This is a genomic window from Pseudomonas fluorescens (assembly GCF_002837185.1).
Taxonomy (GTDB): Bacteria; Pseudomonadota; Gammaproteobacteria; order Pseudomonadales; family Pseudomonadaceae; genus Aquipseudomonas; species Aquipseudomonas fluorescens_AM.
Window position 1 is genome coordinate 22,510 of the sequence record NZ_KZ478028.1, and the last position, 14,621, is coordinate 37,130.

Sequence of the window (14,621 nt, forward strand, 5' to 3'; positions counted from 1 at the left end):
AGCACGCAGGCAGCGGCTCGAACCATCAGTCAGCATGCACCCAGCGCTGGTGCAACCACCGCGCCAATGCATCCAGCGCGAACCCCAGCAGCCCGATCAGCAACACCATCGCCATCAATTCCGAATACGCCAGCCGGTCACGCGTATCGAGGATGTAATACCCCAGCCCCGCACTGACCCCAAGCATTTCGCACGGCACCAGCACAATCCACAGAATACCGATGGCCAGGCGCACCCCCGTCAACACATGCCCCACCACCCCAGGAATGATCACCCGCCGCAACGTCTCCCAACGCGTGGCGCTCAGGCTCTTGCTCAACTGCAGCCAACGCGGGTCGAGATGACGCACGCCGGCAGCCGTGTTGAGCATGATCGGCCACACCGCGGCGAACGCCAGCAGGAAGTAAATCGGCTGGTCGCCTACCCCCATCAGCATCACTACGATGGGCATCCAGGACAGCGGCGAGATCATGCGCAAAAACTGGAAGGCCGGGGTGGTCGCAGCCTCCAGGTTGCGCGAGCTGCCGACCAGCAGCCCCAGCGGCCCCCCCACCAGCAAGGCCAAAAACAACCCGATAAAAATACGCTTGAGACTCACCGCAATATGCAGGTACAGCTCGCTGCGCCCCAACAGTTCCCACAGGCTGCTGAATGTGGCCGCCAGGGAAAAACGCGAAGACAATCCATCCGCATCGCCCAATACCTTGACGCCCAGCCACCAGAGCACCAATAACCCTGCCAAGCCGCCCAACCCGAGCAACCAGCCCGGCCACGCTACGGTTTTGCCGCTGTTCAAACGCCAATCTCCTCGTTGCGCTCATAACCATCGGGCAAGCCGAAGGTCTTCATGCCGCCGACCGCCTCGATGGCGTTGCGCACGAAACGGTCATCGACCAGGTCCCTGGCGACGAAGGCCGGGTCCAGCTCAGCAAGGAATTTCTTGTCGCCTTCGATCAAGGTGTCTTTCAGACGGCGTACCAATTCCTCGGTGTAGCTGGGGAATGGGTAAGGCTGGAAGTCGATGCGGTGCTGGTCCCAGCTGGCGTGGCGGATCGCGCCGTCGGCCAGGTACCCGGCGCGATCGGCGGCGGCAGGCGCCAACACCTTGCTCAACACCGGTTCGGCATGCGGCGTGTAGCGGTTCGGGCCGTCCTTGGACAACAGCTTCACCGCTTCTTCGCGATGGTCGCGGGTCCAGACCTGGGCCTTGACGATGGCGTTCACCACTTTCTGCGACCACGCCGGGCGCTGGGTCAGGTCATGCTCGTGCATGAACACCACGCAGCACGCATGGTTGCGCCATACATCGCCGGTGAAACGCTGCACCCGGCCGACCTTGAGGTTCTCCGCCAGTGCGTTGAACGGCTCGGCGACGATATAACCGTCGATGCGCTTGCTGGCCAACGCCGGCGGCATGTCCGAAGGCGGCAGCACGAGCAGATTGACTTCATTGGCGGCAATCGCACCGCCCGCCGCACGAGATACCGGGGTCAGCCCATTGTCGCGGAACAACTGCTGCACCACCACGTTATGAATCGAATACCAGAACGGAATCGCCACCGACTTGCCGCCCAGTTGCTTCACGTCGGTGATGCCCGGCGCCACGGTCAGGCCCGAACCGCCCACGTGGTTCCACGCCACCACCTTGGCCGGCACCTTGCTGCCATAGCGCGCCCATACGGTCATGGGCGACAACAGGTGAATCACATTGACCTGGCCCGAGATAAACGCTTCGATCACCTGGGCCCAACTGCGCAGCAACACCGGACGTTCGGCCTTGATACCCTCGGCTTCGAACAGCCCGTTATTGTGCGCGACCAACAGCGGCGTGGCGTCGGTGATCGGCAGGTAGCCGATGCGTACCGGCGCGTCGGGCTCACTGGCGGCGCGCGCCTGCAGGCTGCTCAGCAACGGCAAGGCGCCGGCGGCGCTGAGCACCGCAGACAGTTTGAGAAAATCACGGCGCGAGTGGGTCAGGTCATCCAGACACATGGCTAGGCTCCAGCAGTTCAAGGGGGTTGGGTTGAGGGCGGCTCGCCTGCCGCAGGGTTTTAAGAATGTCGATGCGCAGCGCGCCGATGGCTTCGACCTGCTCCTCACGCGGTTGCGGCAGATCGATTCGCCATTCGCCCAGCGTGCGTGCCGGGCGGTTACCCAGCAGCAGGATACGGTCGGACAACAGCAACGCCTCATCGATGTCGTGGGTGATCAGCACCGCCGCCGAGCCCTGTTCGCGATTGACCTTGAGCAACAGGTGCTGCATGTCCGCACGGGTCACTTCATCCAGGGCGCCGAAGGGCTCGTCCAGCAGCAGCACCTGTGGCTGGCGCGCCAGGCAGCGGGCCAATGCAGTGCGCTGGGCCATGCCGCCGGACAACTGCGCGGGGAACTGGTGACGGGCGTGTTCCAGGCCGACCGCGGCAATCGCGTGGTCGACACGCCGGCGGCGTTCTTCGCTGCTCAAATGCGGTTGACGGGCGAAATCCAGACCGAAGGCGACGTTCTTTTCCAGGTTCAGCCAGGGCAGCAGGCTGGGGTCCTGAAACGCCACCGCCACCCGTGGATGCGGGCCGTTCAACGGCTCACCCAGCACGTGCACGCTGCCGCCCTGGGGCGCCTGTAAACCGGCCAGCACCCGTAACAGGCTGGACTTGCCCACGCCGCTGGGACCGAGGATCGACACCACTTCGCCGGGCTGCAGCTGCAGGTCGAAGCCCTGCAACACCGGGCCACTGGCATACCCCAGGCACACACCCCGGGCCGTCATTACCGCCGGGCTCATGGATTGGCCTGGCGTTGCAGTTCGGTGCGCAGCTGCACCAGGCTGGGCGTGACGATCGGCACAAACGCCGATTCGCGCCAGCGCCGGGCAAAGCCGCTGCCATGGGCGGTGAGGTAGGCCTTGCCGCCGCTGGCCTGCAGCTCCAGCTGCACAGCGCCGGCGGCAGTTTCCGCCAGGGCAATGCGCAGCTTGAACAACGGCACCGGTTCGGCGGCGAAGCGCCCGGCCAACAGGCCGTTCTTGAGTTCAGTGACCAGGTGATCGAGGGTCACCCGCAGCGCTTCGAGCTCTTCACGTAACACGGTGCGCGAAGCGCCCAAGTGATGGGCCACCTCCGCCAGGGAACGCCGCGCCAACCCGATCGACAGGCCGCATTGCAAGCCCAGGAACGCCGGGCGCACGGCGGGCAGGAACTGACGCGCGTCCTCGTGCAGCAGCCAGTCGCGGCTCAGCTCCACGCCTTCCAGGCCGAGGGCAGCGGTATTGCTCGACTGTAACCCGAGCAATTCCAGGTCGCGGGAGCGCTGCAAGCCGGCCACTGAATCCGGGATCGCCAGGATAAACGGCGCGCCGCCACCGGCGTGTTCGATGGCTGCGGCGGCGACAAAGCCGTTCCTGCGCAGGTTGGTCACCCAATGCAGGCGTCCGTTGAGGGTCCAGCCGTGGTCGGTGGGCTCGGCGCTGATCTGCAGCGTCTCGATGCCGGACAGAAACTTCATCGCATTCGAAAGCCCCGTGGCACCGGCCAGCTTGCCGCTGATCAAGTCCGGCAGCAGTTGCTCGCGCAGCCGCGCATTGGGGCTTTGCAGCAGGTATTCGATAAAGGAGCGCTGGCCCCAGCAGACGAACGCCGCCGCCAGGGAATGACTGGCAATATTGGCGATGGCCTCCACCGCCCCCGCCACGTCGCCGCCCAGGCCACCGAGGGCTTTAGGCACGCCGACTCGCAACACATTGGCCTCTGCCAGTCGCGGCAGCACTTCCTGTGGATCGCAACTGCCCACGTCCAGGGCCTGCGCTTGAACATCGAGCCAACGGCTCAAGATCGGGTCAAGCATGGGTGTTTCTCCTTGATGACAACAGGTGGATCAGCGCCGATTCAGCTGGCCGGTTTTTCCCAACGGTATTGCGCCAGCTCCGGGTTCAACGGCGTACGCGCGAACACGTTGGCGAAATTGCACAGCGTCGCCAGGCTGACCCCCAGGATCACTTCCAGCGCCTGCCCGTCGGTATAGCCGGCGGCGCGGAACGCGTCATAGCCGGCATCGCTGACATCGCCACGGGTGGCAATCACTTCACGGGTGAACGCAGCAAGTGTCTCATAGCGGGCATCGGGCAGTTCACCGCGCTGGCGCAGCGCCTCGATCACTTGCTCGGGCAACTTGGCTTTGTTACGCGCCACTGCGGTGTGCCCGGCAACGCAAAAATCGCAACCGTGGCTGGTCGCAGCGATCAATTGCACCACTTCACGCTCCGCCAGGCTCAGGGCTGACTGGGCGTTCAGAGCGGACACGGTAACGTAGGTTTCCAGTGCCGCCGGCGCATTGGCCAATACGGCGAGCAGGTTAGGAATAAACCCCGAGCCTTTCAGCGCATTCTCCAGGAAGGGCTTGGCGGCCTCCGGTGCGGTTTCAGGGGTAAGCAGTGGTACACGGGACATGGAGTCGTCTCCTGATGGGTGAATGACTCCAGTCTGTTGGTTATAAAAAAACCCCTCAATAGGCTAAAGTAGCGATTACTTGCTCCAGAGTCTTTTCGTTAGATGAATTCGTCCAGTGCACTTGTCGATTGGTTATTAGACAGCCTCGAACTCAACACCAGCCTGTTTCACGTCGGTCGCTATTGCGGCGACTGGCACGCGAGCACCCATGGCCTGGCCCGGGCGAGTTTTCATCTGATTGTGCAAGGCGAATGCTGGCTGCATATCGACGGCCAGCCGACTGAATACCTGAACAATGGCGATGCCGTGTTCCTGCTGCGTGACCTCGAATATCGGCTGTCCGGCGCCGACAGCGCAGCCGGCGCGCAAGAATGCCCGCGCCGGCCGATGCTGCCCCTGGACAGCCGTGCCACCGATGGGGTGGGTCTGGTCTGCGGCTTCTTTCACTTTCAATCCGGGCTCTCGGCGATGATCGTCGACAGCCTGCCCGCCTGGATCATCCTGCGCGCCGGCGACCCGTCGTTGACCGCCGCGCGCAACCTGTTCGCACTGATCCTGCAGGAATGCGAACGCCTGCCGGCGCCCTCCCAGGCCTTGCTCGAACGCCTGTGCCACCTGCTGTTTCTGTATGTGCTACGTCAACAGGTGCTCGATAACACTGAATTGGGCGGCCTGGCGGCACTCGGTCGGCAACCGGCATTCGCCGATTTGTTGGAACAACTGATCGCACGCCCGGCAGAGAACTGGACACTGCAAAGCATGGCCGCCTGCACCGGACTGTCACGCTCGGCGTTTTTCAAACGCTTCCATGAGCTGTGCGGACAGTCACCGGGCCAGGTGCTTTTGATGATGCGCATGCGCCACGCGTGCCAGTTGTTCCAGACGGACCAGACCGTGGCGCAGGTATCGCTGGCGGTGGGTTATCAGTCGGTGGCGGCGTTTACCCGGGCGTTTCATAAAGTCACCGGTCAGCAACCGGGGGCCTACCGTAAAAGCAAGGTGCGGTATTAATCCGCCTACGCGCGGTTTTAATCGACATCAGTTGCTGCAAGACGGAACCGACTTTTCATAAAGCGACACATATCCATCGGCCTCCCATCAGTCAATGGAATATGATCAATGATCAACCTGACCTCCGCGCCTACGCACGGCGCAAGCAATAGCCCAGGCTTGCCGGCGCATACAGCAGCTACGCGCACCAACGGTTCTATCTACGATGCGCCAAGTTTATACAGCCCAGGCGAGAACGGTATTCGAACCAAGAGTGAGCCCCTCTACAGCGACGGTTACACCACCATAAACCGACAGGCCACATGGGACGTTTACGAGGAGCCGCCTTATCTCAAAAGGGTCAGTTTGTTGGTACAAACCGGAAATGCTGCCGATACTGTTCATGTGAGCAAATCAGCTGACGAGCGATTGATCCTGCAGATCAATGGCAGGTCCCACTCGTTTGAAGCGCGTGATAAATATGAACGTCCCGTGGATTTGCATATAAAGACCCAGGGTGGGAACGATGACGTACGGATCAGTCCAGATGTAAATAACAAAGTCACCATCGAAGGCGGAGAAGGCAACGACACGCTTCGAGCGGGTAGCGGCCGAACCAGGCTCCTGGGCGGAGCGGGCAACGATACGCTTACCTTGGGTTCGAATTCCGGCTACGCCGAAGGCAATGACGGCGACGATACCATCATGGGCGGCACGGGCAATGCGGTCATGTACGGGAACAACGGTAACGATCGCCTCTACGCCGCTGCAGGTCCCGCCGGCAAGCAAAGCTACTTGGACGGCGGTAGCGGAAGCGACCTGCTGCACGCGGGCAATGGTCACACTATCCTGCATGGTGGCAAAGGCGATGACCACCTGGTGGGCCACGACCGAACCACCTTTTACAGCGGCAGAGGTCAAGACCAAATCAGCAATAACCAGCGTGGCGACCTGATTTACGCCAAGGACAACGATACCTACGACCGCTCTCAAAACTCGGTATTCAGGCGAGTAGAGCCCACCGAGGACGGTGATGCCGGCTTCAAGGTCAGCACGTTGAGTTCGCCCGAATTCAAGCAACGCGTGGAGGATGACTTTGAGTTTCTACGTAGTTCGCCAAATGGGCGGAAAATTCTGGCGGACATGGATAAACAAGCCTCGCTGGCAGGAGGCAAAATCGCTATCAGAGAGGAGACCCAAAAAGGGAGCAGCTACCTGTTCGGAAGCACAGAGCTGGATAAAGCTCGGCAGGACGGCATACGTAACATCGAAAGGGACGATCCACGAAGAGGCAGAATCACCGACAACAAGCCAGGCTCACTCGCCGACAAGGGCGTAGTTGCTTATAATCGGACGGATATTGAAGACCCCAGTGGACGCACATTCGACCCCCCGATCGTTGGGTTGACCCACGAAACCGGGCATGCTTATAACGGTGCAACAGGCACCAACCTACCGGGCACTACTCGAGAACAATCGCCGTCCGACCCCAACTATTCAAGCGCGATTAACAACACTGAATTTCAAGTCGTTGGGTTGCCCAGCAGCGCACCGCCTTTTCATTTCAACGGCCCGTCTAATCCAGCAACCAACGTCAACCCTGAGCATTTCACGGAGAACGGTATGAGACGCGAACTGGGCTTACCCGAACGTACAAGCTACCTTACTTGATTTGAGCCCGTTGCAAACCGTTGTCCGGCTCGGCGCACAGTTGCACCAGCCAGTCGACAAACACCCTCACCCGTCGGGACAGCTGTCGGTGCGGCGGGTACAGCGCCGTCAATGCCATTGTCGGCACCGCCACCTGCGGCAACACCTCCACCAGCGTGCCCTCGGCCAGTTGCTTCATCGCATGATAATGCGGCGCCTGGATCAGCCCGTAGCCCGCTTCACAGGCGGCGAAATAGCCATCGGAACTGTTTACCGCAACCACCTTCGCCAGGTTGACCGTGCGCCGTTCGGCGCCGAGCTGGAATTCCAGGCCAAAGCGCTTGCCACTGGCGCTGGAGACATATTCGATCATCTGGTGCTTCGCCAACTCGTCCAGGCTGGCGGGCACGCCCATGCGTTGCAGATACGCGGGACTGGCCAGCGTCAGTTGGTCCATCATCGCCAGCGGACGCGCCACCAGCGATTCGTCCAGCGCCAGGCCACCGCGCAGCACGCAATCGACCCCTTCGCGAATCAAATCCACCGGGCGATCATTGAGCCCGATATCCAGCTCGATCTGCGGATAGAGCGCGGTGAAGGTCGGCAACGCCGGAATCACGATCAGACGGCCAATGCCCGACGGCATATCAATGCTCAGCGTGCCTCGCGGGTTCTGTCGGCGGGCGGAAAACACCGCCTCGGTTTCCTCAAGGTCCGCCAGCAACTGCACGCACCGCTGGTAGTACGCCGCGCCGTCCAGGGTCGGGCTGACCTGGCGCGTGGTGCGTTGCAGCAGTTGCACGCCAAGGTGCGCCTCCAGTTGCTTGATCAGGATCGTCACCGAGGCGCGCGGCAGTTGCAGGCTGTCCGCCGCCCTGGCGAAACCGCCCAACTCCACAATCCGGGTGAATACGCGCATGGCATTGAAACGGTCCACGATGAGTTCCTGGCGATTGTTTAGATTTTCCAAACAGTGATAGTGCTTTTAGCCTGTTTATCCAGGTTTTGTCGAGCGTGACAATGGGTATCTTCACCCACAGGAGCTTAAACCATGCGCACTCGTCAACTCGGCACCAACGGCCCCCACGTCTCCGCCATCGGCCTCGGCTGCATGGGCATGAGCGATTTCTACGCACCGGGCACCGATACCTCGGAGGCGATCGCCACCCTGCACCGCGCGCTGGAGTTGGGCGTCAACTTCCTCGATACCGCCGACATGTACGGCCCCCACACCAATGAACAGCTGATAGGCAAGGCCATCGCCGGCAAGCGCGATCAGGTGTTCCTGGCCAGCAAGTTCGGCATCCTGCGCGACCCGGCGAACCAGGCGCTGCGTGGCGTGAACGGGCGCCCCGACTACGTGCGCGCGTCCATCGACGGCACGCTGCAACGCCTGGGCATTGACACCCTGGACCTGTATTACCAGCACCGCATCGATCCCGAGGTGGCCATCGAAGAAACCGTCGGCGCCATGGCCGAGCTGGTGCAACAGGGCAAGGTGCGTTACCTGGGCCTGAGCGAAGCGTGCGCCGCCACACTGGAACGGGCGCATAAGGTCCATCCCATCAGCGCCCTGCAAAGTGAATACTCGCTGTGGAGTCGCGATCAGGAAGACAACGGCTGCCTCGCCGCCTGCCAGCGCCTGGGCGTCGCATTCGTACCTTACAGTCCGCTGGGCCGGGGTTTTCTGACCGGTGCATTGAAGCGCCCGGAGGATTTCGGCGCCGAGGACTACCGCCGCTTCAACCCGCGTTTCCAGGGCGAGAATTTCGCGAAGAACCTGCAACTGGTCACGCAGGTGCAAGCGCTGGCGGCGGATAAAGGCGTGACGGCGGGCCAACTGGCGCTGGCCTGGGTATTGGCCCAAGGCGACTACATCGTGCCGATACCCGGCACCAAGCAACGTAAATACCTGGAAGAGAATGTGGCCGCCGTGTCGATCAGCCTAACCGCGACCGAACTGGCGGCGCTGGCGGCGATCTTTACGGCTGATGCAACGGCCGGCTTGCGCTACCCCGAGGAGGTGATGGCAATGCTGGAAATCTGACCTTGCGGCGCCGTCCGACGGCGCCTGCACTTTCTTGCACCCGCGCACCTAAAGCTCCCCCGATCCAGGCCGATAGCCCTACGAAGCTCTAATAAAGCCGCGTCGACAATAACGCTTCGTAAGGACGACCCCATGCCCCCACTGCGCTCCATCCAAGCCCGCTATACCCTGTTCCTGGTGCTGTTCGTCCTGGTGTTATTGGTGTTGACCGTCGTGGGTATCGGCCAGTTGGTCGCGCCCAAGCTGCAATACACCGAAGAACAGGTGGTACTCAACCGCATCGCCGAGGTGGCCGAACAGATCCAGGGCGAACTGAACAAGGTTCAGGCCCAGCAACGCACCATCACCCAAACGATTCCTTTGCTCGACAGCGACGCCATCGACAAGGTCCTGCCCGGCCTTGTTGACCAGTACGGCGAGCTGAAAGTGTTCGGCGGCGGTATCTGGCCGCTGCCCAACCAGCGCACGCCCGGGCGTAACAAGCACAGCACGTTCTGGCACCGTGATGCCTCGGGCAAGCTGGCGGTCAACACCTTCTGGAACAGCGACGCCGCGCCCAACTATTATGACCAGAGCTGGTACAAGGGCGGCCTGGCCTCACCCCGTGGCCAATGCGCCTGGGCCGCGGCCTACAAGGACGATGCCAGCCAGGAGCCGCGCACCAACTGCGCCATGGCGATCCAGCGTGACGGCGCCGCCTATGGCGTGGCGACCATCGACGTAACCCTGGGCTTCTTCAACGACCTGGTGGCCAGCAAGGAAAAAGACATTGACGGGCAAATGCTGATCGTCGAAGGCGACGGCAAGATCATCAGCAACAGCTCGCGCATCAGCAGCCCGGTCGTACTGAAGAATATCAGTGAGCTGACCGGCACGTCGGCGTTCGCCGCCCAGGTCAGCAAAGCCCTCGCCCATCGCGACCAGGCCCTGCAACGCGCCGAGTTCGACAACCAGGGCGTGGCCAGCACCTTTTACATGCGCCCGATCGAAGGCACACCATGGTTCCTGGCGACCGCCCTGCCCACCTCGTTGATCACCGCCCAGCGCAATGATGTGCTCGGCACTCTGGCACTGCTGCAAATCCCGATGGTGATCCTGCTGGTGCTGCTGGCGGCGTACGCCATTCGCCAACTGGTACAGCGCATGAAAGCGCTCAAGGGCAATATCGACGCACTGTCCGCCGGCGACGCCGACCTCACGCGGCGCATCACCATCCGCGCCGAAGACGAACTCGGCGCCATCGGCCACTCGGTGAACCGCTTTATCGTTTATCTGCAAAACATGATCGGCGAAGTGACCCAGGCCACCGGCGCCATGGCCTCGGGCCTTGAGCAGTTGCAGCACACTTCGGCGCACACCAACCAGATCCTGTTGCGCCACGCGTCGGAGACGGATCAGACGGTGACCGCCATCACCGAAATGAGCTCCACCGCCGACACCGTCGCGCAAAATGCCGCAGAAACGGCGGCTTTCACCCAGCGTGCCAACGAGCATGCCGACCGTTCACGGGTGGTGGTAGGCGAAGCGTCCACCAGCGTCAGTGCCCTGATCGGTGAAGTGGCCAGCGCGACCCACACCGTCGAAAACATGCGCCAGGATGCCGCGCGCATCACCGAAACCCTCGGCGTGATCGGTGCCATCGCCGGCCAGACCAACCTGCTGGCGCTCAACGCCGCGATCGAAGCGGCGCGGGCCGGCGAGCAAGGCCGCGGGTTTGCCGTAGTGGCCGACGAGGTACGCGCACTGGCCGCACGCACCCAGTCCAGCACCTCGCAGATCAACGAGATGCTGGCGCGCTTGACCACCGGCGTCAGCTCGTCGGTAGCGGCCATGGAAAACACCCAGGCCAGTTGCCAGTCGGCGGCGGATGCCACGGCGCGGGTGAACACCGGGCTCGACGAGATGGCCGGCTCAGTCAGCCACATCAACAACCTCAGCACCCAGATCGCAACGGCCGCCGAGCAACAGAGCGCAGTGACCGAAGAGATCAACCGCAGCATGGTGCAGATCCGACAAATGGTTGAAGAGTTGGTAGAAAGCGGTCATGCCACCGAAACCAATACCCAAAGCCTGCTGGAAGCCAATGGCCGGGTGATTGCCTTGATGGGACGCTTCAAAGTGCGTTGATCCAGGCCGGAATACTCCCGTGCACAGCGCGGGAGTCGAACTATCCTGACAACTCCTGGTTTAACACTCCCCACACAGGAAGGTGTGTCATGCATGCGACCGAGCAGCCAGTGCGCCTGAAGCGGATCAGTCAGGAACGCTTCATCCTGGCGGCAGTCGAGACCGTCTATGACTACGTGACCCAGCCCGACCGCTGGCACGAATGGCACCCCTCCTCCCTCAGCGCCGACACCGGCACCTGCGGTTCGCTGCCGGCCGGCGCGCGTTTTACCGAAATCATCGACCTGCTGGGCATCCGCCTTGCGCTGAGCTACCGCGTGCAAGTCGCCCGGTGCCCCAACGAGTTCAAGACCGTGTTCACCTCGCTGGCGGTCGATGGCTGCATTGAGTATGTGCTGCACGCGCATCAGGGCGGCACGCTGTTCAAGCGCGTATTGACCTATGAGACCGAGCTGCAACTGGCGACCTTGCATGAACGCATGATCGCACTCTCGGGTGTTGCGCTGGACCGCCTCAAGCATCGCCTGGAAAATTCAGCCATAGACCGCTCTATCGCTTAACTGACCCGATTCAGGGAAAATGCCGGGCCCCTTGTCGCGCCTTCACTGAGACCCCCATGAAATTCTCTTTGCAACGAGCCCCAGCCCGATGTTGATGGCGTACCTTGGGCTGTTCGTCGCCGCCTTTGGCGCGGCGACGTTGCTGCCCCTGCAGTCGGAGGCCGTGCTCGTCGGGCTGCTGCTCAGCGGGCATTACAACCTCTGGCTGCTGTTGGGCATCGCCACGCTGGGCAATGTGCTGGGTTCGCTGGTCAACTGGCTGCTGGGGCGTTCGGTGCAGCGCTTCAAGGCGCGGCGCTGGTTTCCGGTCAGCGCACGGCAACTGGACAAGGCGCGCAGCCACTACGCGCGCTGGGGGCATTGGACGCTGCTGCTCAGTTGGGTGCCGATCATTGGCGACCCGCTGACCCTGGTGGCCGGTGTCATGCGCGAACCGCTCTGGCGGTTCCTGCTGCTGGTCACCCTGGCCAAGGCGCTGCGCTACGGCGTGCTTGCCGCAATCACCCTGCACTGGGTGTTAATCCCCCGTTAATCTTCCCCAAACAGCATCCGGAACATCTTTCCCGGAGCTTATGACCATGCCTTCCATCCGTGACCTGTGCATCGCCGGCCTGCTCACGGCCAGCGCCGCGCCGGCGTTTGCCGCCACCTACGGCCCTGAACTCCAGGGTTTCCAGTACCCCTATCCGGTTGAACGCTTCAACTTCGAGTCCCAGGGTGAAAGCCTGCAAATGGGCTATATGGATGTCCCGGCCAACGGTAAAGCCAACGGGCGCAGCGTGGTGCTGATGCACGGCAAGAACTTCTGCGGCGCCACCTGGGAGGCATCGATCAAAGCCCTGAGCGACGCCGGTTACCGCGTGATCGCGCCGGACCAGATCGGCTTTTGCACCTCCAGCAAGCCCGAGCATTACCAGTACAGCTTCCAGCAACTGGCGCTCAACACCCACCAGTTGCTGGAAAAGCTCGGCATTCAAAAAGCCACGCTGCTCGGTCACTCCACCGGCGGCATGCTGGCCACGCGCTATGCCTTGATGTACCCGGCACAGACCGAACAACTCGCCCTGGTCAATCCCATCGGCCTGGAAGACTGGAAGGCCCTGGGCGTACCCCACCAGAGCGTTGACCAGTGGTATCAACGCGAGCTGAAACTGAGCGCCGACGGCGTACGCAAATACGAGCGCGACACGTATTACGGGGGGCGCTGGAAGCCCGAATACGAGCGCTGGGTGGACATGCTCGCCGGCCTGAACCAGGGCCCGGGGCATACCCGAGTGGCCTGGAACTCGGCGTTGATTTACGACATGATCTTCACCCAGCCGGTGTACTACGAGTTCAAGAACGTGCAAGTGCCCACCCTGCTGCTGATCGGCACCAGCGACACCACCGCCATCGGCAAGGACCTGGCGCCGCCGGCGGTGAAGGCGCGGATCGGCAATTATCAAGTGTTGGGCAAGCAGGTGGCCAAGCTGATTCCCCATGCCACGCTGGTGGAGTTTCCCGGCCTGGGCCATGCGCCGCAGATGGAAGAACCGGCGCAGTTTCATACCGCGCTGTTGCAGGGTTTGAACGCCCTTTAATCCTTTGGGGACGCGTGCATGTCGCTACAGATCGCCGTGATTGATGATTGGCAGCAAGTGGCCAGTAGCGTGGTGGATTGGTCGGTACTCGATCCCCTGGGCCAGGTGCACTTTCTCCACGACTACCCCGCCGACACCGTCACGATGGTCGAACGCTTGCAGAGGTTCGACGTGATTTGCGTCATGCGCGAACGTTCGCCTTTCGACCAGGCCCTGCTGCGGGGCCTGCCCAGGCTCAAGTTGCTGGTGACCGGTGGCATGCGCAACGCCGCCATCGACCTGTCCGCCGCCCAGGCGTTGGGGATCCAGGTGTGCGGTACCGACAGCTATAAGCAGGCTGCGCCGGAGCTGACCTGGGCCCTGATCATGGCCTCGACGCGCAACCTGCTGGCCGAAGCCAACGCCCTGCGCGCCGGCGGGTGGCAGGTCGGCCTGGGCGGCGACCTGCATGGCAAGACGCTGGGCATCCTGGGGCTGGGCAGCATCGGGCAGAAAGTCGCACAATTCGCCCAGGTATTCGGCATGCGCGTGATTGCCTGGAGCGAAAACCTCACCCCGCAACGGGCCGCCGAGTCGGGGGTGACTTGGGTCAGCAAGCGCGAGCTGTTCGAGCAGGCTGACATTCTCACCATTCACCTGGTCCTCAGCGAACGCAGCCGCGGGCTGGTCGACGCGCAGGCACTGGGCTGGATGAAACCCGGCGCGCACCTGGTGAACACGGCGCGTGGATCGATTGTGGATGAACAGGCACTGGTGGATGCGCTGAGCAACGGGCGTCTGGCCGGCGCGGCGCTGGACGTCTATAGCCAGGAGCCACTCCCCCTTGAGCATCCCTTCCGCTCTCTGCCCAACGTACTGGCCACGCCCCATGTCGGTTACGTCAGCGAGCAAAACTACCGGCAGTTCTACCAGCAGATGATCGAAGATATTCAAGCCTGGGCGAACGGCGTGCCCATTCGGGTGCTCGGCTGACGCACCAATAAAGCGCATGCCTTGAATGAAAATCCCAAAGTGCACAATGTTGGCATACGCTGTTGATTTGTGTGGGAGGGGGCTTGCCCCCGATGGCAGCCTCTGGGCCGACCAGGATGTTGGGTCGGACCGGGTACATATCCGTTTCTGCGGTCACGGCTGCTATGGGTTCCGCTTTTACAGCGGGTCACTTTTGGAAAAGAGCCCCAAAAGTAACCAAAAAGGCTCTTGCCCCACCACTCGGCACCTCGCT

The 14,621-nt window shown here is 62.2% G+C and carries 14 protein-coding genes; 8 read left to right on the forward strand and 6 right to left on the reverse strand.

What is annotated here, in order from left to right:
* Positions 1–25: 25 nt before the first annotated feature.
* Genes CIB54_RS25230 through CIB54_RS25250 form a run of 5 tightly spaced genes read right to left on the reverse strand, consistent with a single transcriptional unit; the run spans position 26 to position 4,442 of the window.
* Entirely contained in the window at positions 26–796 is a 771-nt protein-coding gene (locus CIB54_RS25230) for an ABC transporter permease (protein WP_101221284.1), read from the reverse strand.
* Complete coding sequence (locus tag CIB54_RS25235; RefSeq protein WP_101221285.1) at positions 793–1,992, reverse strand: ABC transporter substrate-binding protein; 1,200 nt, start codon at positions 1,990–1,992, stop codon at positions 793–795. Before CIB54_RS25235 ends, CIB54_RS25230 begins: the two co-directional genes overlap by 4 nt.
* Entirely contained in the window at positions 1,979–2,782 is an 804-nt protein-coding gene (locus CIB54_RS25240) for an ABC transporter ATP-binding protein (protein WP_101221286.1), read from the reverse strand. The genes CIB54_RS25235 and CIB54_RS25240 overlap by 14 nt, the downstream gene beginning before the upstream one ends.
* Positions 2,779–3,840: an acyl-CoA dehydrogenase family protein gene (locus CIB54_RS25245; RefSeq protein WP_101221287.1), complete on the reverse strand. Its 1,062-nt coding sequence runs from the start codon at positions 3,838–3,840 to the stop codon at positions 2,779–2,781. The genes CIB54_RS25240 and CIB54_RS25245 overlap by 4 nt, the downstream gene beginning before the upstream one ends.
* 41 nt (positions 3,841–3,881) lie before the next feature.
* Positions 3,882–4,442 carry a carboxymuconolactone decarboxylase family protein gene (locus CIB54_RS25250; protein ID WP_101221288.1) on the reverse strand — a complete coding sequence of 187 codons (561 nt, stop codon included), beginning with the start codon at positions 4,440–4,442 and terminating at the stop codon, positions 3,882–3,884.
* A 102-nt stretch (positions 4,443–4,544) separates the two neighbouring features.
* Here CIB54_RS25250 and CIB54_RS25255 point away from each other — a divergent pair, with 102 nt between their 5' ends.
* Together CIB54_RS25255 and CIB54_RS25260 are read left to right on the forward strand one after the other, a co-directional pair.
* Positions 4,545–5,453 carry an AraC family transcriptional regulator gene (locus CIB54_RS25255; protein ID WP_101221289.1) on the forward strand — a complete coding sequence of 303 codons (909 nt, stop codon included), beginning with the start codon at positions 4,545–4,547 and terminating at the stop codon, positions 5,451–5,453.
* Positions 5,454–5,561: 108 nt separating this feature from the next.
* Positions 5,562–7,103 carry a M91 family zinc metallopeptidase gene (locus CIB54_RS25260; RefSeq protein ID WP_101221290.1) on the forward strand — a complete coding sequence of 514 codons (1,542 nt, stop codon included), beginning with the start codon at positions 5,562–5,564 and terminating at the stop codon, positions 7,101–7,103.
* Here CIB54_RS25260 and CIB54_RS25265 read toward each other — a convergent pair.
* The gene (locus CIB54_RS25265) at positions 7,096–8,019 is read right to left on the reverse strand and encodes a LysR family transcriptional regulator (RefSeq protein ID WP_101221291.1); all 924 of its coding nucleotides are present in this window, start codon (positions 8,017–8,019) and stop codon (positions 7,096–7,098) included. The genes CIB54_RS25260 and CIB54_RS25265 overlap by 8 nt on opposite strands.
* 114 nt (positions 8,020–8,133) lie before the next feature.
* Between CIB54_RS25265 and CIB54_RS25270 the strand changes: the two genes are divergently transcribed.
* The 6 genes from CIB54_RS25270 (at position 8,134) to CIB54_RS25295 (ending at position 14,368) form a co-directional block, all read left to right on the forward strand.
* Positions 8,134–9,129: an aldo/keto reductase gene (locus CIB54_RS25270; RefSeq protein ID WP_101221292.1), complete on the forward strand. Its 996-nt coding sequence runs from the start codon at positions 8,134–8,136 to the stop codon at positions 9,127–9,129.
* Positions 9,130–9,261: 132 nt separating this feature from the next.
* Positions 9,262–11,256 (forward strand): methyl-accepting chemotaxis protein, encoded by a 1,995-nt coding sequence (locus CIB54_RS25275; RefSeq protein ID WP_065952621.1) that lies wholly within the window; start codon positions 9,262–9,264, stop codon positions 11,254–11,256.
* An 89-nt stretch (positions 11,257–11,345) separates the two neighbouring features.
* Complete coding sequence (locus tag CIB54_RS25280) at positions 11,346–11,816, forward strand: SRPBCC family protein (protein WP_101221293.1); 471 nt, start codon at positions 11,346–11,348, stop codon at positions 11,814–11,816.
* 88 nt (positions 11,817–11,904) lie between these two features.
* The gene (locus tag CIB54_RS25285; protein WP_101221294.1) at positions 11,905–12,348 is read left to right on the forward strand and encodes a YqaA family protein; all 444 of its coding nucleotides are present in this window, start codon (positions 11,905–11,907) and stop codon (positions 12,346–12,348) included.
* Positions 12,349–12,394: 46 nt separating this feature from the next.
* A complete protein-coding gene (locus tag CIB54_RS25290) occupies positions 12,395–13,396 on the forward strand; it encodes an alpha/beta fold hydrolase (protein WP_101221298.1) in 1,002 nt (333 codons plus the stop codon).
* A gap of 18 nt (positions 13,397–13,414) precedes the next feature.
* Entirely contained in the window at positions 13,415–14,368 is a 954-nt protein-coding gene (locus CIB54_RS25295; RefSeq protein WP_101221295.1) for a D-2-hydroxyacid dehydrogenase family protein, read from the forward strand.
* Positions 14,369–14,621: the final 253 nt, after the last annotated feature.